25 protein-coding genes and 1 tRNA gene are annotated in these 26,342 nt (G+C 63.5%); 19 read left to right on the top strand and 7 right to left on the bottom strand.

Annotated features, from left to right (window positions below; all coding sequences use genetic code 11):
- Window positions 1–122: 122 nt before the first annotated feature.
- Window positions 123–2,903 (bottom strand): aconitate hydratase AcnA, encoded by a 2,781-nt coding sequence (gene acnA / locus J5Y21_RS04900; protein ID WP_210573348.1) that lies wholly within the window; start codon window positions 2,901–2,903, stop codon window positions 123–125.
- 201 nt (window positions 2,904–3,104) lie between these two features.
- Here acnA and J5Y21_RS04895 point away from each other — a divergent pair, with 201 nt between their 5' ends.
- From J5Y21_RS04895 to J5Y21_RS04885, 3 genes are all read left to right on the top strand, one after another.
- A complete protein-coding gene (locus J5Y21_RS04895) occupies window positions 3,105–3,605 on the top strand; it encodes a DUF6676 family protein (RefSeq protein WP_210573346.1) in 501 nt (166 codons plus the stop codon).
- Window positions 3,606–4,106: 501 nt separating this feature from the next.
- Entirely contained in the window at window positions 4,107–5,981 is a 1,875-nt protein-coding gene (locus J5Y21_RS11835) for an NlpC/P60 family protein (RefSeq protein ID WP_210573344.1), read from the top strand.
- A 35-nt stretch (window positions 5,982–6,016) separates the two neighbouring features.
- Window positions 6,017–7,069 carry a ferrochelatase gene (locus J5Y21_RS04885; protein ID WP_210573342.1) on the top strand — a complete coding sequence of 351 codons (1,053 nt, stop codon included), beginning with the start codon at window positions 6,017–6,019 and terminating at the stop codon, window positions 7,067–7,069.
- 3 nt (window positions 7,070–7,072) lie between these two features.
- Here J5Y21_RS04885 and J5Y21_RS04880 read toward each other — a convergent pair whose 3' ends face one another.
- On the bottom strand, window positions 7,073–7,849 hold the full coding sequence (locus tag J5Y21_RS04880; RefSeq protein WP_210573339.1) for a hypothetical protein: 777 nt from the start codon (window positions 7,847–7,849) through the stop codon (window positions 7,073–7,075).
- A gap of 35 nt (window positions 7,850–7,884) precedes the next feature.
- Between J5Y21_RS04880 and J5Y21_RS04875 the strand changes: the two genes are divergently transcribed.
- Genes J5Y21_RS04875 through J5Y21_RS04865 form a run of 3 tightly spaced genes read left to right on the top strand, consistent with a single transcriptional unit; the run spans window position 7,885 to window position 10,538 of the window.
- Window positions 7,885–8,736, top strand: a complete 852-nt coding sequence (locus tag J5Y21_RS04875) for a DUF3097 domain-containing protein (RefSeq protein ID WP_210573337.1) — start codon at window positions 7,885–7,887, stop codon at window positions 8,734–8,736.
- Window positions 8,737–8,775: 39 nt separating this feature from the next.
- Complete coding sequence (locus J5Y21_RS04870) at window positions 8,776–9,201, top strand: NfeD family protein (RefSeq protein WP_210573335.1); 426 nt, start codon at window positions 8,776–8,778, stop codon at window positions 9,199–9,201.
- A gap of 2 nt (window positions 9,202–9,203) precedes the next feature.
- Window positions 9,204–10,538 (top strand): SPFH domain-containing protein, encoded by a 1,335-nt coding sequence (locus J5Y21_RS04865; protein ID WP_246874958.1) that lies wholly within the window; start codon window positions 9,204–9,206, stop codon window positions 10,536–10,538.
- Here J5Y21_RS04865 and J5Y21_RS04860 read toward each other — a convergent pair.
- Window positions 10,513–11,070, bottom strand: coding sequence for a MarR family transcriptional regulator (locus tag J5Y21_RS04860; protein ID WP_210573332.1), 558 nt, complete (start codon window positions 11,068–11,070; stop codon window positions 10,513–10,515). The two genes, J5Y21_RS04865 and J5Y21_RS04860, sit on opposite strands and share 26 nt — an antisense overlap.
- Before the next feature lie 10 nt (window positions 11,071–11,080).
- On the bottom strand, window positions 11,081–11,683 hold the full coding sequence (locus tag J5Y21_RS04855) for a TVP38/TMEM64 family protein (protein WP_210573534.1): 603 nt from the start codon (window positions 11,681–11,683) through the stop codon (window positions 11,081–11,083).
- A 110-nt stretch (window positions 11,684–11,793) separates the two neighbouring features.
- Here J5Y21_RS04855 and J5Y21_RS04850 point away from each other — a divergent pair, with 110 nt between their 5' ends.
- Window positions 11,794–12,420, top strand: coding sequence for a hypothetical protein (locus J5Y21_RS04850; RefSeq protein WP_210573330.1), 627 nt, complete (start codon window positions 11,794–11,796; stop codon window positions 12,418–12,420).
- A 42-nt stretch (window positions 12,421–12,462) separates the two neighbouring features.
- Here J5Y21_RS04850 and J5Y21_RS04845 read toward each other — a convergent pair.
- Window positions 12,463–12,551, bottom strand: a tRNA-Leu gene (locus J5Y21_RS04845).
- Window positions 12,552–12,657: 106 nt separating this feature from the next.
- Here J5Y21_RS04845 and J5Y21_RS04840 point away from each other — a divergent pair.
- Window positions 12,658–13,188, top strand: a complete 531-nt coding sequence (locus tag J5Y21_RS04840) for a YbhB/YbcL family Raf kinase inhibitor-like protein (RefSeq protein ID WP_210573329.1) — start codon at window positions 12,658–12,660, stop codon at window positions 13,186–13,188.
- A 43-nt stretch (window positions 13,189–13,231) separates the two neighbouring features.
- Window positions 13,232–13,726, top strand: a complete 495-nt coding sequence (locus tag J5Y21_RS04835; protein ID WP_210573327.1) for a hypothetical protein — start codon at window positions 13,232–13,234, stop codon at window positions 13,724–13,726.
- On the opposite strand, the gene J5Y21_RS04830 is transcribed toward J5Y21_RS04835, so the two are convergent.
- The gene (locus J5Y21_RS04830; protein ID WP_210573326.1) at window positions 13,723–14,799 is read right to left on the bottom strand and encodes a quinone-dependent dihydroorotate dehydrogenase; all 1,077 of its coding nucleotides are present in this window, start codon (window positions 14,797–14,799) and stop codon (window positions 13,723–13,725) included. The two genes, J5Y21_RS04835 and J5Y21_RS04830, sit on opposite strands and share 4 nt — an antisense overlap.
- Before the next feature lie 20 nt (window positions 14,800–14,819).
- A complete protein-coding gene (locus J5Y21_RS04825; RefSeq protein ID WP_210573325.1) occupies window positions 14,820–15,821 on the bottom strand; it encodes a hypothetical protein in 1,002 nt (333 codons plus the stop codon).
- A gap of 104 nt (window positions 15,822–15,925) precedes the next feature.
- On the opposite strand from J5Y21_RS04825, the gene J5Y21_RS04820 reads away from it, so the two are divergent.
- From J5Y21_RS04820 to J5Y21_RS04775, 10 genes are all read left to right on the top strand, one after another.
- On the top strand, window positions 15,926–16,750 hold the full coding sequence (locus J5Y21_RS04820; RefSeq protein ID WP_210573533.1) for an undecaprenyl-diphosphate phosphatase: 825 nt from the start codon (window positions 15,926–15,928) through the stop codon (window positions 16,748–16,750).
- A 192-nt stretch (window positions 16,751–16,942) separates the two neighbouring features.
- Window positions 16,943–18,013: an HNH endonuclease signature motif containing protein gene (locus J5Y21_RS04815; RefSeq protein ID WP_210573324.1), complete on the top strand. Its 1,071-nt coding sequence runs from the start codon at window positions 16,943–16,945 to the stop codon at window positions 18,011–18,013.
- Window positions 18,014–18,128: 115 nt separating this feature from the next.
- Window positions 18,129–19,352 (top strand): cysteine--1-D-myo-inosityl 2-amino-2-deoxy-alpha-D-glucopyranoside ligase, encoded by a 1,224-nt coding sequence (gene mshC, locus J5Y21_RS04810; protein ID WP_210573323.1) that lies wholly within the window; start codon window positions 18,129–18,131, stop codon window positions 19,350–19,352.
- Window positions 19,353–19,373: 21 nt separating this feature from the next.
- Window positions 19,374–19,754, top strand: coding sequence for a hypothetical protein (locus J5Y21_RS04805; RefSeq protein WP_210573321.1), 381 nt, complete (start codon window positions 19,374–19,376; stop codon window positions 19,752–19,754).
- Complete coding sequence (locus tag J5Y21_RS04800) at window positions 19,741–20,439, top strand: HAD family phosphatase (RefSeq protein WP_282597868.1); 699 nt, start codon at window positions 19,741–19,743, stop codon at window positions 20,437–20,439. Before J5Y21_RS04805 ends, J5Y21_RS04800 begins: the two co-directional genes overlap by 14 nt.
- Before the next feature lie 149 nt (window positions 20,440–20,588).
- A complete protein-coding gene (locus tag J5Y21_RS04795; RefSeq protein WP_210573318.1) occupies window positions 20,589–20,852 on the top strand; it encodes a phosphoribosyl-ATP diphosphatase in 264 nt (87 codons plus the stop codon).
- A 32-nt stretch (window positions 20,853–20,884) separates the two neighbouring features.
- Window positions 20,885–21,730 (top strand): ATP phosphoribosyltransferase, encoded by an 846-nt coding sequence (gene hisG, locus J5Y21_RS04790; protein ID WP_210573317.1) that lies wholly within the window; start codon window positions 20,885–20,887, stop codon window positions 21,728–21,730.
- Between the two features lie 21 nt (window positions 21,731–21,751).
- A complete protein-coding gene (gene aspA / locus J5Y21_RS04785) occupies window positions 21,752–23,170 on the top strand; it encodes an aspartate ammonia-lyase (RefSeq protein WP_210573316.1) in 1,419 nt (472 codons plus the stop codon).
- A 215-nt stretch (window positions 23,171–23,385) separates the two neighbouring features.
- A complete protein-coding gene (locus J5Y21_RS04780; protein ID WP_282597866.1) occupies window positions 23,386–24,696 on the top strand; it encodes an anaerobic C4-dicarboxylate transporter in 1,311 nt (436 codons plus the stop codon).
- Between the two features lie 37 nt (window positions 24,697–24,733).
- The coding region (locus J5Y21_RS04775) for a formate--tetrahydrofolate ligase (RefSeq protein ID WP_210573314.1) at window positions 24,734–26,342 on the top strand (1,609 nt) is incomplete at its 3' end.

The following is a 26,342-nucleotide window of genomic DNA, read 5'->3' as shown; positions in this document are numbered from 1 at the left end:
TTCTATACCGCTTGGTCTAGTAGGAGTGAAATTGGGGGCGAGCGGCGGTGTCGTCGATAAGCGAAAATGCGCAAAGCAAAAGGCCGGACCCCGCGCGGGATCCGGCCTTGAGTGGCTAGAACTTAGTTCTTGACCATCTGGCGCAGCACGTACTGGAGAATGCCGCCGTGGCGGTAGTACTCAGCCTCACCAGGGGTGTCCACGCGGACCTTGGCGTCGAACTCGACGGTCTCGCCGCCTTCCTTGGTAGCCGTGACGTGAACGGTCTCCGGGATGGTGTCGCCCTCGTTGAAGGCGGTGATGCCGGAGATGTCGAAGGTCTCGGTGCCGTCCAAGCCCAGGGACTCGTGGGACTCGCCCTCCGGGAACTGCAGCGGCAGAACACCCATACCGATCAGGTTCGAGCGGTGGATGCGCTCGAAGGACTCGGTGATGACGGCGCGGACGCCGAGCAGGTTGGTGCCCTTTGCAGCCCAGTCGCGGGAGGAACCGGTGCCGTACTCCTTGCCGGCCAGGACGACCAGCGGGATGTTCTTCTCGGCGTAGTTCTGCGCAGCGTCGTAGATGTACGCCTGCGGGTTGCCTTCCTGGGTGAAGTCCAGGGTGTAGCCGCCAGCATCGGTGACGAGCTGGTTGCGGAGACGGATGTTGGCGAAGGTACCGCGGACCATGACCTCGTGGTTACCGCGACGGGAACCGAAGGAGTTGTAGTCGTGGCGGGCGACGCCGTTGTCGTCCAAGTAGTTCGCCGCCGGGGTGCCCGGCTTGATGGAGGAAGCGGGGGAGATGTGGTCGGTGGTGACCGAGTCGCCCAGCTTCGCCAGAACGCGAGCACCGGAGATGTCCTCGACTGCCTCCGGCTCATCCGGCATGCCGTCGAAGTACGGAGCCTTGCGGATGTAGGTGGAGTCCTCGTTCCAGGAGAAGGTCTTGCCCTCCGGAACGTCGAGAGCCTGCCACTGCTGGTCGCCCTTGAAGACGTCCGCGTAGTCCTTCTCGTACATCTCGCGGGAGATCGTGTCGGCGATGACGCCCTCGATCTCCTCCGGGGACGGCCAGACGTCCTTCAGGAAGACGTCGTTGCCCTCAGCGTCCTGGCCGAGCGGCTGGGACTCGAAGTCGAAGTCCATGGTGCCGGCGATCGCGTAGGCGATGACGAGCAGCGGGGACGCGAGGTAGTTCATCTTCACGTCCGGGGAGATGCGGCCCTCGAAGTTACGGTTACCGGACAGCACAGCGGTGGCAGTCAGGTCGTACTCGTTGATGGCGTCGGAGATCTCGTTCGGCAGCGGGCCGGAGTTACCGATGCAGGATGCGCAGCCGAAGCCGGAGAGGTAGAAGCCGACAGCCTCGAGGTCCTTCCACAGGTCCGCGCGGTTGTAGTAACCGTCGACGACCTGGGAGCCCGGAGCCATAATCGTCTTGACCCACGGCTTCGCCTTCAGGCCCTTCTCCGCAGCCTTGCGTGCCAGCAGGGCAGCGCCGACCATGACGGACGGGTTGGAGGTGTTGGTGCAGGAGGTGATTGCGGCGATGGCGACCATGCCGTGGTCGAGGGTGTACTCGCCGCCCTGCGGGGACTCGACGATGACCGGCTTGGAAGCGCGGCCTTCAGCGCCCTCGGCAGCGGACTCGCCGTTTGCCGGCCAAGAGACGTTGTAGTCGACAGCCTCGACCTTCTCGGCGCGGACCGGCTCTGCGGCGCCCTCGCCGGCGGTGTTGTAGTCCGGCAGCTGCTTGCGGAAGGTGTTCTTGGACTCCTCCAGCAGGATGCGGTCCTGCGGGCGCTTCGGGCCGGCGATGGACGGCTTGACGGTGGACAGGTCGAGCTCGAGGTACTCGGAGTACTCGGCTTCCTCCGCACCCTGCTCGAGCCACATGCCCTGAGCCTTGGCGTATGCCTCGACGCGGTCGATGGTCTCCTGGTCGCGGCCGGTGAGGTGCAGGTAGTTGATGGTCTCCTCGTCGATCGGGAAGATCGCACAGGTGGAGCCGAACTCCGGCGACATGTTGCCGATGGTGGCGCGGTTAGCCAGCGGGATCTCCTTGACGCCATCGCCGTAGAACTCGACGAACTTCTGGACCACGCCGTGCTCGCGGAGCATCTCGGTGACGGTCAGAACGACGTCGGTGGCGGTCACGCCAACCGGGATCTCACCGGTGAGCTTGAAGCCGACGACGCGCGGGATCAGCATGGACACCGGCTGGCCGAGCATTGCAGCCTCAGCCTCGATGCCGCCGACGCCCCAGCCCAGGATGCCCAGGCCGTTTTCCATGGTGGTGTGGGAGTCGGTGCCGATGCAGGTATCGGGGTACGCCACGCCCTCGTTGTCGAAGACGACGCGGGACAGGTACTCGATGTTGACCTGGTGGACAATGCCGGTTCCCGGCGGGACGACGCGGAAGTTAGAGAAGTTCTCCGCACCCCAGCGCAGGAACTGGTAGCGCTCCTCGTTGCGCTCGTACTCGATCTCGACGTTCTTGTCGAGGGCGTTCTCGGAACCGAAGGCCTCGATGATGACGGAGTGATCGATGACCATCTCAGCCGGGTTCAGTGGGTTCACCTGGTCCGGGTTGCCGCCGAGAGAAGAAACGGCCTCACGCATGGTGGCAAGGTCGACAACACAGGGCACGCCGGTGAAGTCCTGCATGAGGACGCGGGCCGGGGTGAACTGGATTTCCACAGACGGCTCAGCCGAAGGATCCCAGTTAGCGATAGCCTTAATGTGCTCCTCGGTGACGTTCTTGCCGTCTTCGGTGCGCAAGAGGTTCTCGCCGAGCACCTTCAGGGAGTAGGGCAGTTTCTCCATGCCTTCGACGGCATCGAGGGCGTAATAGTCGTAGGACTTACCGCCGACCTCGAGCGTCTTCTTCGCGTTGAAGGAGTTCTTGCTTTCAGACACGTGAGCTCCGTTTCTCGTTGTAACAACTGAAAATCTAGGTGTGTGACCCATCAGGGTCCCTACAGGTCAATGTTAGGACACACACGTTGGTTCGGGGGTATTTGGTCGCACACAATTATTATTGTCAGACTTTCAGCTACCCCGGCCGGTCTCGGCGCGCCCACCTCGCACGAATCCGGCGGCCGGATACGCTCTTGTGACATGGACCCCAGCGCGCCCAATTTCGACAGTTTGAGAGCACAGCTTATCGACGACGCCGTTGCCTTCGACACCGACAATCCCGCCAACCTCGCGCTCGAGGCAGACCTGCTGGGAGCTGTCGCAGATGTGAACGCGGGGGAGGCGGGTCCGGCGGGGTCAGTAGGCATCGTAGTACTCGGGCAAGCGGGCCAGTCGGCAGGCGCTCTGCGGGACCTCGCCCAGGACCTCAAAGATGCGACCGCGACGGAAGCGGGATTCGACACAGTGATTGTCCGCTCTCCGGCGGCGACCGCCGCGGTGAGCGACAGCCTCACCCGTGCGCAAGTAGAGAAGGGTCAATACGCGCTGATTTCTGAACCGAATTATGCCGCCGGTGTCCGCGATTTTGCCGCGGAGGCGGATGCCTTCACTATTCCGTGGGCGTTGGTCACTGCAACCCTTCTCGTGCTAGTCGCCGTCGCGGCCGGAGTCTCCTTCTTTTTCTCCAAAAGCAACGACTAATCCGTCAAGGATCGACGGTTGACCTAGAGGTCTAGAAAATGGCCGCTTCGGCGTGTCTGCCGGGCATTGTGGCCGCAATGTGATAATTCCCGGGGCCAATGTGTCGCATGTCACAGTAATGCGCCTCATCTCTAAAACCCCAGCGTGGGCAAATCTCACAGTCATGTTATTCGCCTTGACGTGTGTGAAATTTGGTAAAGGGTGTGCAACAGACTTGTTATGTGGCCTATGGTTTTCATGTCAGCTCGTGGGCTGATAGCTGCAACATCAGAGCGCAGACGTAACTCTCGAGAGATTCGGGCATGTGGGGAAGCACGCCAAGGATCACGGGTCACGTCAGTGCGGAGGTAGCGGTGAATCAGCCCACGGGTTTTCATCCGTGATCGTTCAATCGTCCGCACGCCAGCCTTGACACCCTGGCCCATTCACGGTCCGTTTCCCGGGCATACCTATGCCTTGGCGCGGTCTGCTGATGAAGTGTGCGGTGAGAGGAATACCTCCGTGGATTTCACCGTCCGTTCCGCGCGCGGCACTGCGCGGCCCCGCCTGTCCAGTAAATTCCGTGTCCGCACCCTCGTGCCGGCTGCCGCCTGCGTGGCTACGTTGTCTATGGCGACGACGCACGTGGAAGCTGTCGCGCAAGAATCGCCCCTGACGGCGATTGTCTCGGAGATTTCTCGCCACGAGGTAGATATCGACCGCATTAACCGTGAGATCGGTAAACTCCGCGAAGCCGTCAACCAGGCGCTCGTCGACCTGCACGATGCCCAGTCGCACGCCGAGCAGGCCCGTCAGGGCGCCACCGAAGCGCGCAAGCGTCTCGACGACACCCAGGCCGAGGTCGAGCGCGCCCAGGATGAGCTCGACCAGATCTCCCGCTCCTCGTACCGCTCCAGCGGCGCGGGTGGGGCGAGCGTCCATGCAGACGCCGACGCCCGAAAGGATTCCCTCGACCGCAAGACCTACCTCCGCAAGGAGTCCGAGGATAAGCAACGCGCACTCGAGGATCTGCAGCGTGCGCGCACCGAGGCCGCCAACGACGAGTCGACGCTACGTCAAGCCAGCAGGCTTGCCGACGACCGCGCTGCCGATGCCGAGGATGCCGAGGAGAAGGCACGAACGACCCTCGACGACTCCCTGAGTTCTCTGGATACATTCCTCGCAGAGCGCGACACCGTCTCCACCGAACTTGAGGAAGCTAAGTCCGACCTCGCCGAGCAGCGCCCGGAGGCTGCAGCAGCCATGGGCATTGGCGTCGACGGCGCAGAAGGTGCGGCCGCCGGTGCTGAGGGTGCTACTCCGGAGACTGCCCCCACACCGGAGACTGAAACCCCGGACGCGACCGAGCAGCCGACCACCGAGTCGGAGACCGACGCTCCGGAGACCGCAGCCGAAGAGTCTGCCGATGCTCAGACCGAGTCGGAATCCGCCACCGAAACGGAAACCGCCACGGAAGCTGAGTCTGAGACCGAGGCCGAAACCGAGGCTGAGGCAGAAGCAGAGGTAGCGACCGAGACTGAGTCTGATGCCGAATCCGCTGACGCGGAGGCACCGGCTGAGGAGGAAGCTGTCGAGTCGGCAGAGTCGGCAAACACTGAAGCTGAGCCGGCAGACGCCGGAACTGAGGATGCTGGATCGTCCGCTGCCTTGAGCTCCTCGGGATCGTCAGCGCCGTCCCTGGAAGAGTTCGCCAACCCGGATACGGTCCAGGCTGCGCTCGACGCTTTTGCGAAGGCGGTCGGTGAGACCCAGGCGGATCACGCCAGCTTTGAAGACCCGTACGACAGTGAGGACGGGGAGTCGGGTGCGTCGGGGATCGCGGCGCCGTCGTCAAGCGAAAGCGCGGATGCGTCCGTGGCCGAAACCGACGAGGAAGAAGGCACGAATGTCGCAGACGTCCTCCCGGATGTCGACGACGCGGAGGAAGTCTCCAACAAGCTGCGCGGCGACGAAGCGGCTTCCGATGGCAGCCGCGAGCAGCAGATCGAAGCGGTCATCGCGCGTGCTGAATCGCAGATCGGCACCCCATACGTGTGGGGCGGCGGCGACGCGAACGGCGCGACGATGGGCCTTGACGGCCAGGGCTACAACGGCCAGGCCGGCTACGACTGCTCGGGTCTTGTCCTCTACGCCTTCTCCGGTGCAGGTATCTCGCTGCCGCACTACACGGGCTACCAGTACCAGCGCGGCACCCAGATCCCGGTCGATGAAGCTGAACGCGGCGACCTGCTGTTCTGGGGCAACGGCGGCAACCAGCACGTCGCGATCTACCTCGGAGACGGCATGATGCTCGAAGCGCCGCAGACCGGAATGAACGTGCAAAAAACGGCAGTCCGCCGCAGCGGAATGGCACCGATGGCTGTCCGCCTGATCTAATACCGGGCGTGGGGCCGCTGAACTAGAATGGCCCTATGTCTGAAAGCAACTTCGATGCACTCCTCGTCTTGTCCTTCGGTGGCCCCGAGGGAGAAGACGAGGTCATTCCTTTTCTGGAGAATGTCACCCGCGGTCGCGGTATTCCGCGCGAACGCCTCGCTGAGGTCGGCGAGCACTACTTCAATTTCGGTGGTGTGAGCCCGATCAACGGCCAGAACCGCGAGATCATCGCCAATGTCGAGGCGGAGATCGCCGAGCGCGGCGAGAACCTGCCGGTCTACTTCGGCAACCGCAACTGGCACCCGTACGCGGCTGACGCCGCTGACCAGATTGCGGCCGACGGCCACAAAAATGTCGCTGTTTTCGCCACCTCCGCGTGGGGCGGGTACTCGGCGTGCCGCCAGTACGACGAGGACATTGTGAAGCTGCGCGAGGCGCACCCGGAGCTCGAGTTCACGAAGCTCTGGCAGTTCTACGGCCACCCGACTTTTGTGAAGCTCATGGCGGATCATGTCCGCACGGCGTGGGAGGCAGCGGACCAGAAAACCACCCGCGTTTTGTTCGCCGCCCACTCGGTACCTAATGCGGCCGACGACGCATCTGGCGGCCCGACCGACCAGAATCTGTACTCCCGTCAGGTCGCGGAGGCCGCGCGCCTGATCGCGCTCGAGGCCGGCGTCCCCGATTATGAAGTCGTCTGGCAGTCCCGCTCCGGCGATCCGCGCACCCCGTGGCTTGAGCCGGATGTCGTGGACCGTACCGAGGAGATCGACGACGCGAATGAGGGCGTCAAGCACATCATCTGCGTCCCGGTCGGTTTCATCACGGACCACATGGAGGTCATCTGGGACCTCGACACTGAGCTCAAGGAAGCGTGCGAAGAGCGCGGCATCACCCTGACTCGCACGCCGACGGTGGGCTTGGAGCGGACCTTCGCGAAGCTCGTCCTCGATCTTGTCGACCACACGGCCGCAGGCACAAAGCCAGAAAGCTTATCGACGATCACCGTCCAGGGCTGCACCCTCAACGGCACCCCGTGCAAGGAAGGCTGCTGCGCGCCCCGGCGCCCGAAGCCGGTCGCGTCTTAAGCTTCAGCGCTGGTACTCCAGTACCGCATCGGCCACCCCAGCCATGCGTGCGGTACGGATGTGCCGCCAGAGGCTGAAGAGCTGGGGATCGAAGCTGTGGTCGTTCAACCTGTCGACCACAGTCTCAATGACCGCCGCCACCGCGTCCGCCCGCGCGAAGAGTTTCGCGGCACGCGGTGGCGTACGCATGGGCAAACCGGGCGTGTCGTAGAAATCTGAGAGCGTCCCCACCGCCAGGCGCGGGTCGGGCAACTCCTCGCGCGTGCCGCCCGCGGCCTCAATCAGTAGCGAGGCCTCGTTCGTTGCGCGCGATAGCAGAGCATCGGCCTCGCCGGGGGAGAGCCACGCTGGCTCCGGAAGGGGGCCGTCCTCTTCGAACCACCGCCAAAAGACCCCGGCGCTTTCATCGCTAACCCCCAGCTCGGAAGAGCTGTCAGGCACCAGAACATGGGACACGCCTCCGTTGCCGCGGAGCACGATCGCGCTGCCGCCGCTGAGTTCGGTGGCGGCCAATGCGGCCGCTGAACCCGCGGGCAGTTCCGGAGGTTGGCCGGGGCCAGACAAAATGAGGCGGACGGCGGGGCCGGGGGAGGTGAGGTCGGTGGAGGCGCGGACGTCGTGAAGCAAATGCGCGAGCGGTTCGCCCTGGTAGCTGTTCCGGCCGTGCAATTCCGTCATGGCGCCGACGAGTGCGTCGGAGGGCTCGTGCCCGTAGAGCCATGCCGCGAGCCAGACGGCGGTGTTCTGCAGGGGAGAATAGACTTCGGCGCGCGTACTCACGGTGGCGAAGTATACGGGATACACTCTGGCCCACTATGAGCGGATTCAACAGCCACGCAGACCCGTACGGCGGCGATATTTTCGCCGGTCACGCCCGCAAGCGACCGAAGGTGTACCCGCAGGTGGAAGCAACCGGCGATGTGGTGGCGGAGGTGTTCGGCGACGACTTCGTGGGGCTCGTTGTCGGCGTGGAGCGCACCTATGACGGCGAGTTCGTCCGGCTCGAGGATCGCTACGGCACGCAAAGACTGTTCAAGATGCTGCCTGGCGCGTTCCTGGTGGAGGGGGAGAGGGTGACCTTGACGCGGCCCGTCGTCAAGCGTGAAGCGCGTCGTTCGAATTCGGGGTCCCGGCGCGTGGAGAATGTTCAGGCGAAAGTGGCGATGCCGTCGCGGATTTGGGTCGAAGGCGTGCACGACGCCGCGATTGTGGAGAAGGTGTGGGGGCACGATCTGCGCGTCGAGGGCGTCGTCGTCGAGTTCCTGGAAGGCTTGGACAATCTGCCGGAGCGGCTCGCGGAGTTCCAGCCGGGGCCCGGACGCCGCATCGGGGTACTCGCCGACCACCTCATTGCCGGGTCGAAAGAGTCGCGGCTCGTGGCGGATGTCGGCCCGCACGTGCTGGTCACCGGGCACCCGTACGTGGATATCTGGGCGGCGGTCAAGCCCGAGCGCTTGGGGTTGCGCGCCTGGCCGGACGTGCCGAAGGGCGAGGACTGGAAGACGGGCATCTGTCGCCGCGTCGGCTGGTCGGATCCGCGCGAGGGGTGGAATCGCGTGTACGGTGCGGTCGAGACGTTCCGCGACCTCGACCACACGCTCATTGGCGCGGTCGAGCGGCTCGTCGATTTCGTGACAACGCCGGAGTTGCCAAAAGAAAGCTTTTGAGTGACTTATCGACGCCCGAAAATGCGTTAACCTGACCGTGTGGGAACAGTTATTTGGCTCATTGGCACGCTCGTGCTCGCCGGCCTCGAATTAGCGGCTGGCGAGTTCACATTTCTCATGCTCGCCGGGGGTGCGCTGGCGACAGCCGGCGCAAGCCTGTTCGGCATTCCGCTGTGGGCGGAGATCGTCATCTTCGGACTCGCGTCCGGTGCCCTCATCCTGTTCCTTCGCCCATGGCTGCACCGCCGCTTCAAAAAACCGGCAGCCCTGGACACGTCCCCGAAGGCTCTCGTCGGCGCCAAGGCAGAGGTGCTCGAGGAGGTCAACCGGTATGGCGGCCAGGTCCGCCTCGACGGGTCAATTTGGTCGGCCCGCGCCATCGACCCCGCTTTCACCATCCCCGCCGGTGAGCACGTCACCGTCGCTGATATTGACGGCCCGACCGCCGTCGTCTGGAAGGAGTGATCATGACACCAACGCTTGTTCTGCTACTTGTCTTATTCATTTTCATTGTCATCGTCGTTTTCCGCGCCATCGCGCTGATCCCGCAGGGTGAGGCCGCGGTCATCGAACGTCTTGGCCGCTACACCCGCACCGTTTCGGGCGGCATCACTTTGCTGGTGCCGTTCATCGACCGGGTGCGCGAGCGCGTGGACACCCGTGAGCGCGTCGTGTCCTTCCCGCCGCAGGCTGTGATCACCCAGGACAACCTGACCGTGGCTATTGACACGGTGGTGACCTTCCAGATCAACGACCCCGCCCGCGCCATCTACGGTGTGGACAACTACATCGTCGGTGTGGAGCAGATCTCCACCGCGACGCTGCGCGATGTGGTCGGCGGCATGACCCTCGAGGAAACTCTGACCTCCCGAGAGACCATTAACCGCCGCCTGCGCGGCGAGCTCGACGCTGCCACCGCCAAGTGGGGCCTGCGCATTAGCCGAGTGGAGCTCAAGGCGATTGATCCGCCGCCGTCCATCCAGCAGTCCATGGAGATGCAGATGAAGGCGGACCGCGAGAAGCGCGCCATGATTCTCACCGCTGAGGGCCGCCGAGAGTCCGACATCAAGACCGCCGAGGGTGAGAAGCAGTCGCGCATCCTGTCCGCTGAGGGTGAGAAGCACGCAGCCATCCTCGCCGCGGAAGCTGAGCGTCAGGCGACCATTCTTCGCGCTGAAGGTGAGCGCGCCGCGAAATTCCTCGAAGCACAGGGTGAAGCACGCGCGATCCAGAAGGTCAACGCCGCCATCAAGTCCTCCGGCGTCACGCCGGAACTTCTCGCATTCCAGTACATGGAGAAGCTGCCGAAGATCGCCGAGGGTAACGGTTCCACCATGTGGATGATCCCGTCGCAGTTCGGCGATTCGCTGGAGGAATTCGCCAAGGCCTTCGCCAAGAAGGACGACGACGGCGTCTTCCGCTACGAGCCCGGTCAGATCGACCCGGAGGCGAAGGAGATCGCCACCCAGGAAGACACGGACGCGTGGTTCGAGACGGCCACCGACCCGGAGATCGCGAAGGCTGTCGCCGAGGCGCGCGCCGTGGCGAACAAGCCGGTCGGGTCCAGCCTCGACGATGCGACGGGAGCCAGCGCATCCAAGGGCTCCACATCTACGTCGATTTCAACGAGCGTGAAGGCCGGCGCCGAGCCCGACGAGTCCCCGTCGCGCCCTGAACTCGACATGCCGCAGCCGACGCAGCAGCCTGCGCAATACGAGCCGCCGCAGTATGAGCCGCAGCAGTTCCCGATGCAGCAGGCGCAGCCCCCGCAAATGCCTAACCAGTATCCCCAGCAGCCCTAGACATCAAATTGACGGCGAGCTGCCAGCCCGCCTGCTCGGCCTGCCACCCGGCAGCCTGCAGGCGCTGGCTCATCGCCTGTTTAGAGATGCCGAGCTCGGCCGCTGCCTCATTCTGATTCAACCCGGAACGCACCAGCGAGGTCGCCTCACGGCCCTCGACGGTGCGTTTTGCCAGAACATGACCGAGCAACGCGAACGCAGACGCAATGTCCGCAGCGTCCGTTCCGGGCTCAGGCTTATCGACGACCACTCCCACCGACCCCGCCTTATTTCCCGCCCCATCTGTTGCGGCGTAGACGGCGGGGCCTTTTTCTGTGATGCCGATACCGATGGCCCAATTCCCGTCGGACAAGAGCGCCATGACGAGCATGCAGGCGGCTTCAGCATCGTCGACGTGGGCGCGGATGTCCTCGACACCGACGACATCGAAACGGTTCACTCCGTCGAGGGTCGACAGAGCTTCGGCGGAGCGTTTGACGAGTTCGGCGCGCCGCGCACCGCGGCCACGGTATCGGGCATGGACAGCAATCATGGGGGACAGTCTAGACCCCTGACCCGCGGTCTACGGTGGAGGCTTGACGGGTGGGCGTGGTGGCGTCGAAAAGCAATCCTGCAATGCCGATCACCGCGAGCACTGCCATGATGGCCACGAAAATCGGGTCAGGATCGTCGGTGAGCGTCTGCCCGAACATGGTGACCAGGATTGTGCCCGGCGCCGACCCCACGAGTGTGGCCACAGCGAACGGCAGCACCGGGACACGTGTGAGCGCCGCCGCGTAGTTCATGATCGAGAAGGGAATGCCCGCGATCATCCGCAGACTCGTGACGGCCAGCCAGCCGCGTTCTTCGAGCCTCTGATTGATCCGCTGCACCGCCGGATGCGTCAACCGCGGCTCCACCCAGTCACGCAGCAAGAAGCGCACCAGCAGCAGCGAGATCACCGCAGAGACCGTCGTGGCCGTCAGCGCCAGCGTGATGCCTTTCACCGCGCCGAACAGCACTCCCGCCGACACGGTGAGCAGCGTGCGGGGAATCGGGAACTGAGTGATCACCACATACGCCAGCCAGAACACCACGGGGAACCACGCGCCGGTCTGCTCGGACCAGGAGCGGAGTTGGGCGAGGGAGGGGACGTCGATAAGCATCCATGCCGCGATGAAAAGCACGGCCGCAACGAGCACGACAACCTGGCGAAGTTTCACCTCACAATCTTCACCCGCGAGTACCCTGGGGCCAAACCGGAAGAGGTACGTAGATGATCCACAACGACCCGACCGCCTTACCGATATTTCTGTTCATCGTGAGTCTCGCTGCCTCTGAGGTAGCTACCACCGGCGGTGATTCCGTCACCGCAGTAGCCGCATTGTGCGCCTTCGCCGCTGTAGCGGGAGTGTTGGCATGCCTGCTGACCGCCCGCACCCGCGCTGCCCGCGGAATCGCTGCATCGTTGATCCTCCTGCTCGGCATCGCCGCAGCTGCGGCGTTCAGTTCGTGGCGGCCTGTCGACGCTGACATGTTCTTCTTTGCCACGATGTTTCCCGCGTTCGCGACGGCTGCGCCCATGTTCACCGCGTGCTGCGCGTGCGTGCTTGCCGCCGGTATGGAAATGCGAAAGGTCTTCCTGGCGCTGTGCGCCGCCATCACTGTTATGGTTCTGCCGCGCTTCGCGATTCTGCTTTTCGGAGGTCTCAGTCTCCTCGCTGGCTCTGAATGGTTGGCCCTCGTCGCAAGTGCCTGGTTCGCGCCGGCCGTGAGTGTCGCTGTGACTGCGGCGATCTTCAGCCTGTTCGCCTACGTCGCGAAGAATTACGAGCTCGTTCCCGGCGGTGGCGGAGGTGGAGTGTCAGGCGGAAGTATCTCTCCTGACTGGGGCACCTTCTAACAGCGAAAACACCCGCTTCCGTTTCCGAAAGGGGTGTTCTGGTGGTGCCCGAGGGGGGACTTGAACCCCCACGTCCGTTAATAGGACACTAGCACCTCAAGCTAGCGCGTCTGCCATTCCGCCACCCGGGCTTTGGGTGTTTCAGCCTTGCGGCTGGGCACTCGTAGAACTATAGGTCGTGGCCCACGCGTCCAGCAAATCGCCACGTCAACGGCAATACCCCGGTACAAAGGAGACATGACTGTTTCGTATGTTTCCGATCGTTTCCCAGGCCCAGACCCGTACGCACCGCTTGTCGACGTCCCGTCGTTTCCCGTCACCTCCACCGACCTGGTTGACGGAGAACAGCTTCCCGACGCCCAGACCGGCGACGACGGAGTCTCCCCGCAGCTGTCCTGGTCCGACCTGCCGGAGGGAACCAAGTCCATCGCAGTGACGTGCTTCGACCCCGATGCGCCGACCGCATCAGGCTTCTGGCACTGGGCCGCGTTCAACATTCCCGTCGACGTCACCGAGCTGCCCACTGACGCTGGCTCCAAGGAGGGCCTCGGCGTCGGTGCCGTTGTCCTCACCGGTGATTCCGGGGTGCAGGGCTACTACGGTTCTAATCCGCCGCAGGGCCACGGCCCGCACCGTTATTTGTTCGCCGTGCACGCCGTGGACACGGAGCTGCCGGCTGCAGGTGTCGCCAACCCGACTCAGCTCGGCTTCAACCTGAATTTCCACTCGCTTGGCCGCGCTATCGTCTGGGGCTGGGATGAGAACTAAGGGGATGCGCGGGACGCTATTTTCGCTGGCGTGTGCGTCTGCCATGACGCTCACCGGGTGTGCTCAGCTTTTCGGACCATCCGGTGACGACGAAGTGCAGGACCCCATCACCATCGAGGAAGCCAAGGAAGAGTCGGTGCGCATCCAAAACGAGCTGGCTGCACTGATTCCCGAGGAGGATAAATCGCCAGACAAGCTACCACTGCCCGGGGAGGTTATCGGCAAGCCGATGCGGTGCGGGGACGAGGAAGGTTTGTTCAACTATCCGGGAGGCTCGGCGGTTCGCATCAACGAAGGTGTCGACGGCCAGGCGCTGGTGGATAAACTCACTGCGCATCTGCGCGGCCTCGGGTGGGACGAGAAAGATATCCCCACCAACGACCGGCCCGAACGCACGATGCAGACGAGTCCTGAGGGCTATCAGGCCATTATTTCCGTGCTCGATAGATCGGATGACCTGCCGATCATCACCATTGACGTGTGGAGTCCATGCGCGACATTGCCCGAAGGAGTGAACGAGTACGCTTACAAGATCTAATGTTTCCAGGTGAGGCCCGACCCGACGGCCGCGCCGATATTCTCCAATCCGTGCGCTTTTACCTGTTTCGCTAGACCGCGGTGAATTCGGCGGATCCACCCCAGCCCGCCATAGATGAACGGGGTGTAGCCCTGCAGCAGGCTCGCGCCGGCGGCGATGCGCTCCCAGGCCTGCTCCGGGGTTGAAATGCCGCCCACACTGATGAGTGCCAGTCGGTCGCCGACGCGCGAGCGGAGACGCTTGAGCACCTCTAAGGAGCGGTCATTGAGCGGTGCACCCGAGATACCGCCGGCACCCATCTCCTCGACACGTGTGGCGTCGGTGATGAGCCGTTCGCGGCTGATCGTCGTGTTCGTGGCGACGATGCCAGCCAAGCCGAGCTCGAGGGCGAGATCCGCGACAGCGTCGATGTCTTCGTCACTCAAGTCCGGCGCGATCTTCACCAGAACTGGTGTGTCCGTCGCCTCCTGGACGGCAGTGAGAATCGGGCGGAGTTCTTCGATCGCCTGCAGATCTCGCAAGCCGGGAGTGTTAGGGGAGGAGACATTGACGACCACGTAGTCCGCCAGCGGGCCGAGCAGGCTCGCGCCGGTGCGGTAATCGCGGACGGCATCGTCGGAGGTTTTGTTCTTGCCGATGTTGATGCCCACCACATCGCCCGACTTCTTCCGCTCCAGGTTCTTTGCCACCTTCAGCGCGCCGTCGTTGTTGAAGCCCATGCGATTCAAAATCGCCTTGTCCTCTGGCAGGCGGAACAGGCGCGGTGCCGGATTACCCGGCTGGGGGCGGGGAGTGACAGTGCCGAGCTCCGCGTAGCCGAAACCAACAGCACCCCACGCATCGACCGCCGTGGCATTCTTATCGAAGCCTGCCGCCAACCCCAGCGGCGCCGGGAACCTCACCCCGAACAGCTCCTGCTCCAGGCGCTTATCGCGGACCCGCACTACCTTCTCCATCGTGCGGTTCGCCGGTGCCACCGCATTCAGCGTGCTCAGCGCACCACTGATGATCCCGTGGATCCGCTCCGGCGGGAGAAGAAACATGACCTTGAGAAGTGCGTCGTACGCGCCCATGAAAAGAACTCCTACTTGTCTCAGTCCTTGTCGGATTCTGGAGTGACGATCTGCAGGCCGTCGCCGGAGGCAGAGGCGAGGAGGAGGGTGCCGTCGTCAAGCGAAATCATGTGTTGCGCATCCGCGACTGTGTCCACCTTCCGCTGCTCGCGCGGCACGCCCTTCGAGATGTCGAAGGCAGTAGCCGTGTTCTTCTCCGTCGACGTGATCCACGCGAGTTTGTTGGCCGGATCCCACGCCACCGCCCACGGGTGGGGGTCCGTCGGGACCGTCTGGTGCAGACGGACGACCTCGTCCGTGGTGTAGACCAGCAGCTGGCTACCCGTGGAATCTGAGGCGAGCACGAGCCCGTCCTCGCCGAATTTCGCTTGGCCGACGCCGAGACCCACACGCAACGTGCCGCCCTGGCGGGCCTTGTCCAGCTGAATATCCTGGATCGTCGTGTCGAAGCGGTTCAGACGCACGACCCTGTCCTGGCCGGCGAGCACGAAATCCGACGGCCGCGCCACTGTGATGCGCCCGGTCTGGTTTCCGTCGGTGTCGAAAACCCACACCTTGGCTTCTTCGGCCGAACCGGCGATGACGCGGCCGTCGGGAAGCGGTGCGGCGACGGTGACCGGCTCATCCGGCGTGACTGTTCGCTCCTCCGCGCCCTCGAAAACGCGGACCGTTCCGCCGCACACCGTCACGAACGCACCCTCGTTCGCCGTGACATCCCCGCACGTGTCGTCGACCTGGTGCGTGGCGCCGCCGCCAGCCTTGATCTCGTCGAGCGTGCCGAGACGCAACTGCCCATCCGCGCGGACACCGATCGTGCCGTTCGTGATCTCCAGGTCCTCCACCGCCGGAAAATCGACCTTCTCGCCCTCCACGTCGCCTGCCGGCGGTGACTTCGCTGGCTCCGCGTTACCCATCTCTGGGGCCTCCTGCGGCACTCCCGGCGGCTGCGAGCACCCCGCGAGCAGAAGCACAGAAGCAGCGGATGAAGCGACGAATACTGTCAGCGAACGGCGATTTTTCACGAACCCAAGCTTATCAACCGCACCCCGCACCACCGCGTCGTGCTTCTTTCTCCAGCCCCTCCGGCGGTAGGGTGTCGTCCGTGATTGACGCAACCACCGAAACCATGTCCTGGATGCAGGTCATCGTCCTGTCCATCGTGCAGGGCCTGACCGAATTTCTGCCGGTGTCCTCCTCCGGCCACCTGCGAATCGTCTCCGAACTGTTCTGGGGCCAGGACGCCGGCGCGAGCTTCACCGCCGTCATTCAGCTCGGCACGGAGCTGGCGGTGCTCGTCTTCTTCGCCAAAGAGATCTGGCAGATCCTTTCCGGCTGGTTCGCCGGGCTGTTCAACCCGTCGAAACGCGGTTTCGACTACCGCATGGGATGGATGGTCATCGTCGGCACCATTCCCGTCGGGCTTGCCGGCGTCCTGCTCAAGGACTTGATCCGCGAGAACTTCCGCAACCTCTGGATCACCGCGACCGTGCTGATTTTGTTCTCCTTCGTGTTCATTTTCGCAGAACGCGTCGGCTCCAAGACTCGCGGCTACGACGAGCTGACGATGAAAGACGCCATCGTCATGGGGTTGTGGCAGTGCCTCGCGCTCATTCCCGGCGTGTCCCGTTCCGGCGGCACGATCTCGGGCGGTCTCTTCCGCGGCCTCGACCGCGAGGTGGCCACGCGTTTCAGCTTCCTGCTCGCCATTCCGGCGGTGCTAGCCTCCGGGCTTTTCTCGCTTCCCGACGCCTTCGCCCCCCAAGCCGGCCAATCCGCCACCGGCATCCAACTGCTCGTCGGTGCCGTCATCGGTTTCGTGCTCGGCTATATCTCCATCGCGTGGCTGCTGAAGTTCGTCTCCAACCATTCGTTCGCGTGGTTCGCCGCCTACCGCATTCCGTTGGGCATCATTGTCCTCATTCTCCTCGCGACAGGTGTCATGAACGCTTAAAAGCATTTCGCTTGACGACGCCACACTGCCTCCCACACCACCCCGTTTTCCCTTGTAGACAGGTGTTTTAGGGTGCGCGGTGAGTGTTTTTGAGGGTGTTCGTTCGTGTGTTCTTGTGGATAGTTTTGAGTTATCCACAGGTTTTTGGGTTGCCTGTTTCGCGTTTGCGTTGGTCGGTTTAGCGTGTGGGGCATGAACGATTTCGAGGCGTTTATCGCCGCTGCTGCGCGACCAATGGATATCCTGGCTGGTTTTAACCGCCAGGCCGTTGTCGATGCCGGCATGAAATCGACTCTCGCCGCCGACGGCGAGAAAGCCCGCGAGGTGTATTTCGGGCCCACGAAGTTCTCCCGCAAGCAGGCCCACGCGGTGCGCATCGCCCGTGAGACGGGGAAGTCGCTGGACCAGATCTTGTTCATCGAACAGCAAGTGCGTTCGTTGGGTACGGAGAAAGAGAAGTGGAAGATCCGCCTGGCGTTGTTGTCCGTGCGGGGTAACTACGAGACGTTGAAACGCCGCGCTAAAGACATCGTCCCTGAGGTGGATACGCCTGCCCCTGAATCGGCGGTGCGGTTTGGTAAGGAGCGGAAAGGCAAGCGCACTTTTAGTGCTACTGGTGATGCGCGGGATATCGCCGCTCTTGAGTACGCCCTGCGCCAAAAACTCGATGCCAACCGTCCTGAGGGCCCGCAGATGTACGAGGCGTTTCATGACTTGTTGCACAAGGATGGTGCTGTTGCTGATGCTGTTCCACGCCCGCTGGTGCAGATCCCGCTGGCGGATTACATCTCGATCCTCGGCGGCCAAGGCGATGACACCATCCTAGGGTTGTCGGATGGCACGACGATGACTGGTGCGGAGTATCTGACCCGCCATCATTCCAAGGACCTTGAGGTGGCACTGTTCCACCCGCAGGCAGGTCCGGTGAACCTGTACAGCACGAAGCGGTTCGCTAATAAGAAACAACGCGACCTCGCCCGGGCAACACTGACGACGTGTCCTGTACCGGACTGTCGGCACGCTGCCGATAACTGCGAGGTCCACCACATCGAACCCTGGGCCCGGGGTGGACAGACGAACATGAACAACCTGTCGGTGTTGTGCAGGTACCACAACCGCACCAACGACGATGACCCCGACAGGCACAACAGGGGTCGAATACAGGTGCGCGATGGGACACCGACATGGATCTCACCGCGCGGAACACCGGTACCGAACAGGACACACCAATACGGTGCGATGCACCTACTGTTCGGAACATAGCCGAGGGGCCACCACACCCCACGGCCACTTCCGCACGCCCAAATATAAGTAGAGTTCAGCAGGTGTCGGCAGGACGCGCGTCATGGCCAGGCTTTGGGGTTGTAGGGTGGGCTGCATGCATTCTTGGCCTAATCCTGCGGTCCCATCGGTGGCTGGCACACCTGTGCCGCTCGCGCTGTACGACACAGCGGATGGGGAAGTAAAGCGCGTCGAGACGGGCGATGGCGAAGTCGGCATGTATGTGTGCGGTATTACGCCTTACGATTCGACGCACCTCGGGCACGCGGCGACGTACCTGACGTTCGACCTCGTGTATCGCCAGCTGCTGGCCAACGGGCACAAGGTCCACTACGTGCAGAACATCACGGACGTCGACGACCCGCTGTTCGAGCGCGCGGAACGGGATGGCGTCGATTGGCGTGAGCTCGGCACGAGCCAGATCGACCTGTTCCGCAGCGACATGGAGATCCTCTCGGTCATCCCGCCGCGCGACTACATCGGCGCGATGGAAGCCGTCGACGAGGTCGTCGAGATGGTCCAGGTACTGCTGGACAAGGGCATCGCATATTCGCTTATCGACGACACCTCCGGCGCCACCGACATCTACGCCCCCATCACAGCTACCCCGCAGTTTGGGTACGAATCGAACCTTGACCGGGCGACGATGGAGAAATTCTTCGCCGAGCGCGGCGGCGACCCGGATCGCGAAGGCAAGCGCGACCCCCTCGACGCGCTACTGTGGCGCGGCCACCGAGACGGGGAACCAGCGTGGGACGCGCCGTTCGGTGCAGGTCGGCCGGGCTGGCACATCGAGTGCTCGGCGATCGCGACGAACCGTCTCGGCACGACGTTCTCGATTCAGGGCGGCGGCAGTGACCTCGCGTTTCCGCACCACGAATTCTCCGCGGCTCACGCCGAAGCCACGTACGGCGTCGACCGCATGGCCGGCCACTACGTCCACACCGGCATGATCGCCCTCGACGGCGTGAAAATGTCGAAATCACTCGGCAACCTCGTCTTCGTTCACAAGCTCTCCGAAGCCGGACACGACCCGGCGGCGATCCGCCTCGCGGTATTCGCTGGCCACTACCGTGAGGACCGGGATTTCTCCTACGGCATTCTCGACGAGGCGGAGGCGCGTTTGGCCAGGTGGCGTGAGATGCTCGGCAGGGAAGTGGGGGAGGAAGAGGCGAGGGGAGTCGTCGATAAGCTGCGCGCAGCGCTTGCCGACGACCTCGACACCGTCACCGCCCTGAAAACCGTCGACGACGCCCCCGGCGACCACAACGGAATCATCGCCGACGCGCTCGATGGGTTGCTTGGCGTGCAGCTCCGCTGAACTTGGGGAATGATGGCGGACATGACCATTCGCGATCAGTTCCAATCCGACGTCGATGAGTTCATCGATGACCTGACCACCTTCGCCACCGGCTCCTACTTGAAAGAAGAAGACAAAGAGCTGTGGGAGGAGCCGTTCGACCCGGCAGTCCTGCCCGATCTGAAGAAGCTGATCGAGGGCTACCTCGACGCCCTTGAGCTGATCGGAGACGACCCGGACTCCGACAAGCTCCTGTCCGTGGTCGACCCGTTCTTCAACAGCCTGCACGACTTCAACGCCAAGCACGCTGATGCTGTGCTCGAGCCCGAGGAAAAGACTGAGCTGCAGGAGCTTTCGTACCGCGCCGCTGCCGCGACGGGTGCGGACGACGAAGCACTCAACTCCCTTCCTGAGCTTGACTAGCCGCGGCCCACGCGCCGTCTTCTGGGACATGGACGGCACGATGGTGGACACCGAGCCACTGTGGGGCATTGCGACGTACGAGCTTTCCGAACGCCTCGGTCGCCGCTTGAGCACCGAAAAGCGCGAGGAAACCGTCGGCGGAAGCTTCCCGAACACACTTCGCGTGTGCGCGGAATGGGCTGGTTTGTCCGTCGCCCAGTTGGATTACGACCACCACCGCTCCTGGATGTTCGGGCGCATGTCTGAATTATTCACCGGCCAGCTGGTTCCTAACCCCGGTGTCCGCGAGCTGTTGTCGTCGCTTCATGCTTCCGGCATGCCGATGCTCGTGACCACCAACACTGAACGCGAACTCGCCGACCGGTGCATCGACGCTGTCGGGCGTGCCCTGTTCAACGGTTCGATCACCGGCGACGAGGTACCCAATCCGAAGCCAGCGCCCGACATGTACCTCAAAGCCGCAGAGACCGTCGGTGCCGACCCCGCCGACTGCCTTGTCTTCGAGGACTCGTGGGCCGGAATGTCCGCCGCAGCCGCCGCTGGGTGCGTTGTCCTGGGACTCGCTGCGCCCGACGCTGTCCCGCACGGGGTGCAGCCCTTCGATCCTGCGCGTTTCGTCGGCGCCAAGGCCGGAGACGTCGCGGAATGGTTCGAACACGCCCGCCTTGCCCGCGAATCGGTGTAGGCCAAGCAAACGGCGCGCCGGCGAACCACCTAGCCGGCGCGCGCGGAGCTGACCCACCGACGAGTTCCGCAGCGCCCAACCGAAGCGACCTGCGAAAGGACGCATGAAACACGGTCGGCGCACCCGGCAGATGGGTTAGAGTGATCTGCGTGAAGAATTTCGATGATCTTTTTGCGGAACTGTCCACCAAGGCAGATGAGCGGCCGGAAGGTTCGGGCACGGTGGAGGCGCTGGATAAGGGGCCGCATTTCATCGGCAAGAAGATCATCGAGGAAGCTGGCGAGGTGTGGATCGCTGCAGAGTACCAGTCGGATGAGGAGCTGGCAGAAGAGATGAGCCAGCTCATGTACTGGACGCAGGTCATGATGGTTCAGCGGGGTCTGACTCCCGACGACATTTACAAATACCTCTAGAACGCCCACGATTTTTAGGAGATCCACGCACCATGATCAAGATCGCTGTTCCAAACAAGGGTTCGTTGTCGGAAGCGGCCACCGGGATTCTCAAGGAGGCCGGGTATAAGGGGCGCGGGCAGAGCAAGGCGCTGAATATCGTCGACGAGGCGAATAACGTCGAGTTCTTCTTCCTGCGTCCGAAGGACATCGCGATTTATGTTGCAGCGGGACACTTGGATCTCGGCATCACGGGGCGGGATCTCGCGCTCGATTCGCGGGCGGATGTCGAGGAGGTGCTCGAGCTCGGTTTCGGTGGCTCGACGTTTCGTTTCGCGGCGCCAGCAGGGGAGACGTGGACAATCGAGGACCTCGAGGGCAAACGCTTAGCGACGAGCTACCCCCACCTCGCCGCCGATTACCTTTCCGCGCGCGGCATCAATACGGAGGTGATCCGCCTGGACGGCGCGGTGGAGATTTCCATCAAGCTCGGTGTGGCAGACGCGATTGCAGATGTGGTTTCAACGGGCGCGACACTTCGCCAGCAAGGTTTGAAGCCGTTCGGGGAGGCGATTGTGGAGAGTGAGGCGGTCGTCGTCAAGCAAAAAGCCCGTGAGTTGACTGCCGACGATGAGGTGGTGCTCTCGCGCATCCGCGGAATTCTCACGGCGCACAATTTCGTGATGCTCGATTACAACGTGTCGCGCGACAACCTGGACGAAACTGTGGCGATCACCCCGGGGCTGACCGGCGCGACGGTCTCTCCACTGCAGCGCGACAACTGGGTCGCCGTCCGTGCGATGGTGCCGCGGAAGGAAGCGAACCAACTAATGGACAGTCTCGCCGCCGCTGGCGCTGAGGCGATCCTTGCTACGGAGTTGCAAATCGCGCGAATCTAATTCTTCTCTACACTGGAGCCTATGGGTTACAGAACAGAAGAAGACCTGCTCGGTACCGTAGAGGTTCCGGAGGATAAGTACTACGGCGTGCACACGATGCGCGCGATCGATAACTTCCAGATCTCGTCCGCAAAGATCCAGGACTACCCGGATTTCGTGCGCGGCATGGTCATGGTGAAGAAGGCTGCTGCTATGGCGAACCGCCGTTTGCACACCCTGCCGAAGGACAAGGCTGACGCGATCATCGCCGCGTGCGACAAGATCCTCGACGAGGGCGCCTGCATGGACCAGTTCCCGACCGACGCTTACCAGGGCGGCGCGGGCACGTCGGTGAACATGAACACCAATGAGGTCGTTGCCAACCTTGCGCTGGAGATCATCGGCAAGGAGAAGGGCAGCTACGACGTCATCAACCCGAACGACGACGTCAATATGTCGCAGTCCACCAACGACGCGTACCCGACCGGATTCCGCCTGGGGCTGTACCACTCGATGCAGACGCTCATCGCTGAACTCGACGAGCTGCAAAAGGCGTTCCGCGCGAAGGGCGACGAATTCGGCGACATCCTCAAGATGGGGCGCACCCAGCTGCAGGATGCTGTCCCGATGACGCTGGGCCAGGAGTTCACGGCGTTCGGCGCCAACCTCGCTGAGGAGCAGGACAAGCTCCAGCAGGCTGCGGCGGATCTGCTCGAGGTGAACCTCGGCGCTACCGCGATCGGCACTGGCGTGAACACCCCGGGTGGCTACCGCGACCAGGTGATCGCGGCACTGCGCGAGGTCACGGGCCTGCCGATCTCCACCTCGCCCGACCTCATCGAGGCCACCTCGGACACCGGCAGTTACGTCATGGCACACTCGGCACTCAAGCGCGCGGCCATGAAGCTGTCCAAGACGTGTAACGACCTGCGTCTGCTGTCGTCCGGCCCGCGCGCCGGCCTGAACGAGATCAACCTTCCGGAACGCCAGGCTGGCTCGTCGATCATGCCGGCAAAGGTGAACCCGGTGATCCCAGAGGTCGTCAACCAGGTGTGCTTCAAGGTCTTCGGCAACGACGTCACGGTCTCCATGGCTGCCGAGTCCGGCCAGCTGCAGCTCAACGTCATGGAGCCGGTCATCGCACGCAGCCTGTTCGGTTCGATCGAGCTGCTGCACAACGCGGCGAAGACGCTCCGCGAGAAGTGCGTCGTGGGCATCACCGCCAACGAAGACGTGTGCCAGGGCTACGTGGACAATTCCATCGGCATCATCACCTACCTCAACCCGTTCATCGGCCACCACAACGGCGATTTGATCGGCAAGGAAGCAGCAGCGACGGGCAAGGGCGTCCGCGAGCTCGTGCTCGAAAAAGAGCTTCTCGACGAAGAAACCCTCGACCAGATCCTCTCCAAGGAAAACCTCATGCACCCGGAGTTCCGCGGAAAGCTTTACCTCGATTAGTCGGGAGTGGATTGATCGGATAAGGGTCTTTCCCGCATAGGGTTCGGTTCTCAATCTGTTAAACCGGACACAATCGGGCACAAAACCGCCCCGCCATGTTGGCTGGGCGGTTCTTTGCGTTTCATACTGGAACGCAGATGCGGCTGCCTCGACGAGTTCGTCACGCTCATCTCGCTTCATCCGGCAGCCGGGGGCGTGACTGAAAGGCTCACATCATGTTGTTGGTCCTCCAACTCATCATTCTTTTCGGGGCGATCGTTCTCGGCGCCCGGTACGGCTCCATCGCGATCGGCTTCGCCGGCGGCCTGGGCGTCCTGTTGCTCGGCATGACCGGCATGACGGTGACGGCGGAGGACATTCCGTTCGACGTCATCGGCATCATCATGTGCGTGATCGCCGCGATCTCGGCGATGCAGCTCGCCGGCGGCATGGATTACCTCGTCTACTTGGCGGAAAAATTCTTGCGCAGGGACCCGAAGCGGATCACGCTGTACGCGCCGATCGTCACGTGGCTGATGACCGTTCTGGCGGGTACCGGCCACACCGCGTTCTCGACGCTGCCGGTCATCGTCGAGGTGGCTAAGGAAGGCAAGGTGCGCCCGTCGCGCCCGTTGTCGGTGGCGGTGATCTCCTCCCAGATGGCGATCGTGGCGTCGCCGATCTCCGCGGCGGTGGTGTTCTTGGCCGGCATTCTCGAGCCCCTCGGAGTCGGCTACCTCCAGCTGCTCGGGGTCATGATCCCGGCGACATTCCTCGCGATCTTCCCGACCGCCTGGATCGCCAACCGCATGGGCAAGGACCTCGCCGACGATCCCGTGTACCAGAAGCGCATGGCGGACGGCCTCGTGCGGCCGCCGGCATCCGAGCAGGGGTATGAGCCGACGAGGGCGGCGAAGACGTCGGTAAGCGTCTTTTTGCTCGCGATCGTCATCGTGATGGTCTACGCCACCCTGATCTCCGAGCAGGTCGGCCTGATCGCTGACCCGACGATTCCGCGCAACGAGGCGATCATGGCGATCATGCTGGCGGCCGCCACCATCATCGTCATCGTGACCAAGATTCCGTCCGCGGAGATCCTGGGCACGCAGGTCTTCCGTTCAGGTATGTCCGCGTGCGTGTGCGTGCTGGGTGTCGCGTGGCTGGGCACGACGTTCATCAACCACTACATCGAAGACATCCAGAATATTTCGGGCAATGTGCTGCAGTCGCAGCCGTGGCTGCTCGCCGTCGTGCTGTTCTTCGCCGCATCGCTGCTGTACTCGCAGGCCGCGACGGCGAAAGCTCTCATGCCGGCGGCTCTCGCGATCGGCGTCAGCCCGCTCACCGCTGTCGCCGCGTTCCCGGCGGTGTCCGCGCTGTTCGTCCTGCCGACGTACCCGACGCTTCTCGCCGCGGTCGAGATGGACGACACGGGCTCGACGCGCATCGGCAAGTACGTTTTCGACCACCCGTTCATCGTCCCGGGCGTGATCTGCATCGCCTTGTCGGTGCTCCTCAGCTACGGCTTCGGTGCGGTGCTGATCTAGCGGAATTCCCCTCGCCGTCTGGCCTAGGCTTGAGGGTATGACGCAACCGAACACTGACGTGAAATCCGACGTCGAAATCGCCCAGGCCCACACTCTCGAACCGATCGCCGACATCGCCGCGAAGGCGGGGGTTCCCGACGACGCTCTGATCCCGTACGGCCGCTCCATGGCCAAGGTCGACGTGAGCAAGCTCGACGGCGCGCCGGAGGGCAAGCTCGTCCTCGTCACCGGCGTGTCGCCGACGCCGGCGGGGGAGGGCAAGTCGACGGTCCTCATCGGCCTTACGGACGCGCTGGCGAAGCTGGGACACAACGCGGCTGTCGCGCTGCGCGAGCCGTCGCTCGGCCCGGTCATGGGCATCAAGGGCGGCGCCGCGGGCGGCGGATACTCGCAGGTCGTGCCCATGGAGAGCATCAACCTCCACTTCACCGGCGACTTCCACGCGATCACGAGCGCGAACAATACGCTCGCGGCGATCGTCGACAACCACATTCAGCACGGCAACGAATTGCGTATCGACGCCCGCCGCGTCACCTGGCAGCGCTGCCTCGACGTCAACGACCGCTCGCTCCGTAACGTAGTGACCGGCCTGGGCGGCCCCGGCAGCGGATCGCCGGCCGAGACCGGCTTCACCATCACCGCCGCCAGCGAGATCATGGCGATTCTCGGTCTCGCCACCGACCTGGACGACCTGAAGACGCGCCTCGCGCGCATCACCGTGGGCCTCACCTTCGACAAGAAGCCCGTCACCGCGGGCGACCTGAAGGCCGAAGGCGCGATGGCCGCGCTGCTCAAGGATGCGGTCAACCCGAACCTCGTGCAGACGCTCGGCGGCACTCCCGCCTTCATCCACGGCGGTCCGTTCGCGAATATCGCGCACGGCTGCAACACACTCGTCGCCACGCAAACTGCCCGCAAGTGCGCCGACATCGTGTTGACTGAGGCTGGCTTCGGCTCGGACCTGGGTGCGGAGAAATTCTTCGACATCAAGGCGCGCTACGGCGACCTCGACGTGGCGGGCGCTGTCGTCGTCGCGACGATCCGCTCGCTCAAGTACAACGGCGGCGTGCCGAAGCAGGAGCTTACCGACGAAAACCTCGCTGCCCTGAAGTCCGGCATCGTCAACCTCGAGCGCCACGTGGAGAATATCCGCAAATTCGGCGTCGAGCCGGTCGTGGCCTTGAACCTGTTCGTCTCCGACACTGAGGCCGAACGCCAATTCATGCGCGACTGGGCCGCCGATTTCGGCGTCGCTCTCGAAGAGGCTGAGGTCTGGGCGAAGGGCGGCGACGGCGCCACCGCTCTCGCCGAGACTCTCGTGGGCACCCTCGGCTCCGGGACCTCGAAGCCGCTGTACGACCCGGCTGCGGGCATGGAATCCTCCATCGAGACGATCGCCCGCGAAATCTACCGCGCCGACGACGTCCAGTACTCCGCCGCAGCCCTGCGCGACCTGCAGATGCTCAAGGACAACGGCTGGGACACCCTGCCGGTGTGCATCTCGAAGACGCAGTACTCCTTCTCCGACGACCCCACCGCGCTCGGCGCTCCGGAGGGCCACACCCTGCACGTCCAGCGGCTGCTGCCGCGCACCGGCGCGGGGTTCGTCGTCGTGCTCACCGGCGACGTCATGACCATGCCGGGCC

Origin of the sequence: Corynebacterium sp. Marseille-P3884, from assembly GCF_017942225.1 — a bacterium.
Classification (GTDB): domain Bacteria; phylum Actinomycetota; class Actinomycetes; order Mycobacteriales; family Mycobacteriaceae; genus Corynebacterium.
The sequence above is the reverse complement of the archived record's forward strand: the minus strand, read 5'-3'. Positions and strand labels throughout refer to the sequence as shown.

What these genes read in the sequence shown, in the direction of transcription:
- J5Y21_RS04860 (WP_210573332.1), bottom strand. Translation starts at nt 11,070, where the DNA reads ATGATTGCTGTCCATGCCCGATACCGTGGCCGCGGTGCGCGGCGCGCC.
- J5Y21_RS04830 (WP_210573326.1), bottom strand. Translation starts at nt 14,799, where the DNA reads ATGGGCGCGTACGACGCACTTCTCAAGGTCATGTTTCTTCTCCCGCCG.
- J5Y21_RS04780 (WP_282597866.1), top strand. Translation starts at nt 23,386, where the DNA reads ATGTTGTTGGTCCTCCAACTCATCATTCTTTTCGGGGCGATCGTTCTC.
- J5Y21_RS04875 (WP_210573337.1), top strand. Translation starts at nt 7,885, where the DNA reads ATGAGCGGATTCAACAGCCACGCAGACCCGTACGGCGGCGATATTTTC.
- J5Y21_RS04835 (WP_210573327.1), top strand. Translation starts at nt 13,232, where the DNA reads ATGACGCTCACCGGGTGTGCTCAGCTTTTCGGACCATCCGGTGACGAC.
- J5Y21_RS04885 (WP_210573342.1), top strand. Translation starts at nt 6,017, where the DNA reads ATGTCTGAAAGCAACTTCGATGCACTCCTCGTCTTGTCCTTCGGTGGC.
- mshC (WP_210573323.1), top strand. Translation starts at nt 18,129, where the DNA reads ATGCATTCTTGGCCTAATCCTGCGGTCCCATCGGTGGCTGGCACACCT.
- J5Y21_RS04820 (WP_210573533.1), top strand. Translation starts at nt 15,926, where the DNA reads ATGTCCTGGATGCAGGTCATCGTCCTGTCCATCGTGCAGGGCCTGACC.
- J5Y21_RS04850 (WP_210573330.1), top strand. Translation starts at nt 11,794, where the DNA reads ATGATCCACAACGACCCGACCGCCTTACCGATATTTCTGTTCATCGTG.
- J5Y21_RS04895 (WP_210573346.1), top strand. Translation starts at nt 3,105, where the DNA reads ATGGACCCCAGCGCGCCCAATTTCGACAGTTTGAGAGCACAGCTTATC.
- J5Y21_RS04815 (WP_210573324.1), top strand. Translation starts at nt 16,943, where the DNA reads ATGAACGATTTCGAGGCGTTTATCGCCGCTGCTGCGCGACCAATGGAT.
- J5Y21_RS04840 (WP_210573329.1), top strand. Translation starts at nt 12,658, where the DNA reads ATGACTGTTTCGTATGTTTCCGATCGTTTCCCAGGCCCAGACCCGTAC.
- J5Y21_RS04865 (WP_246874958.1), top strand. Translation starts at nt 9,204, where the DNA reads ATGACACCAACGCTTGTTCTGCTACTTGTCTTATTCATTTTCATTGTC.
- aspA (WP_210573316.1), top strand. Translation starts at nt 21,752, where the DNA reads ATGGGTTACAGAACAGAAGAAGACCTGCTCGGTACCGTAGAGGTTCCG.
- J5Y21_RS04805 (WP_210573321.1), top strand. Translation starts at nt 19,374, where the DNA reads ATGACCATTCGCGATCAGTTCCAATCCGACGTCGATGAGTTCATCGAT.
- J5Y21_RS04855 (WP_210573534.1), bottom strand. Translation starts at nt 11,683, where the DNA reads ATGCTTATCGACGTCCCCTCCCTCGCCCAACTCCGCTCCTGGTCCGAG.
- hisG (WP_210573317.1), top strand. Translation starts at nt 20,885, where the DNA reads ATGATCAAGATCGCTGTTCCAAACAAGGGTTCGTTGTCGGAAGCGGCC.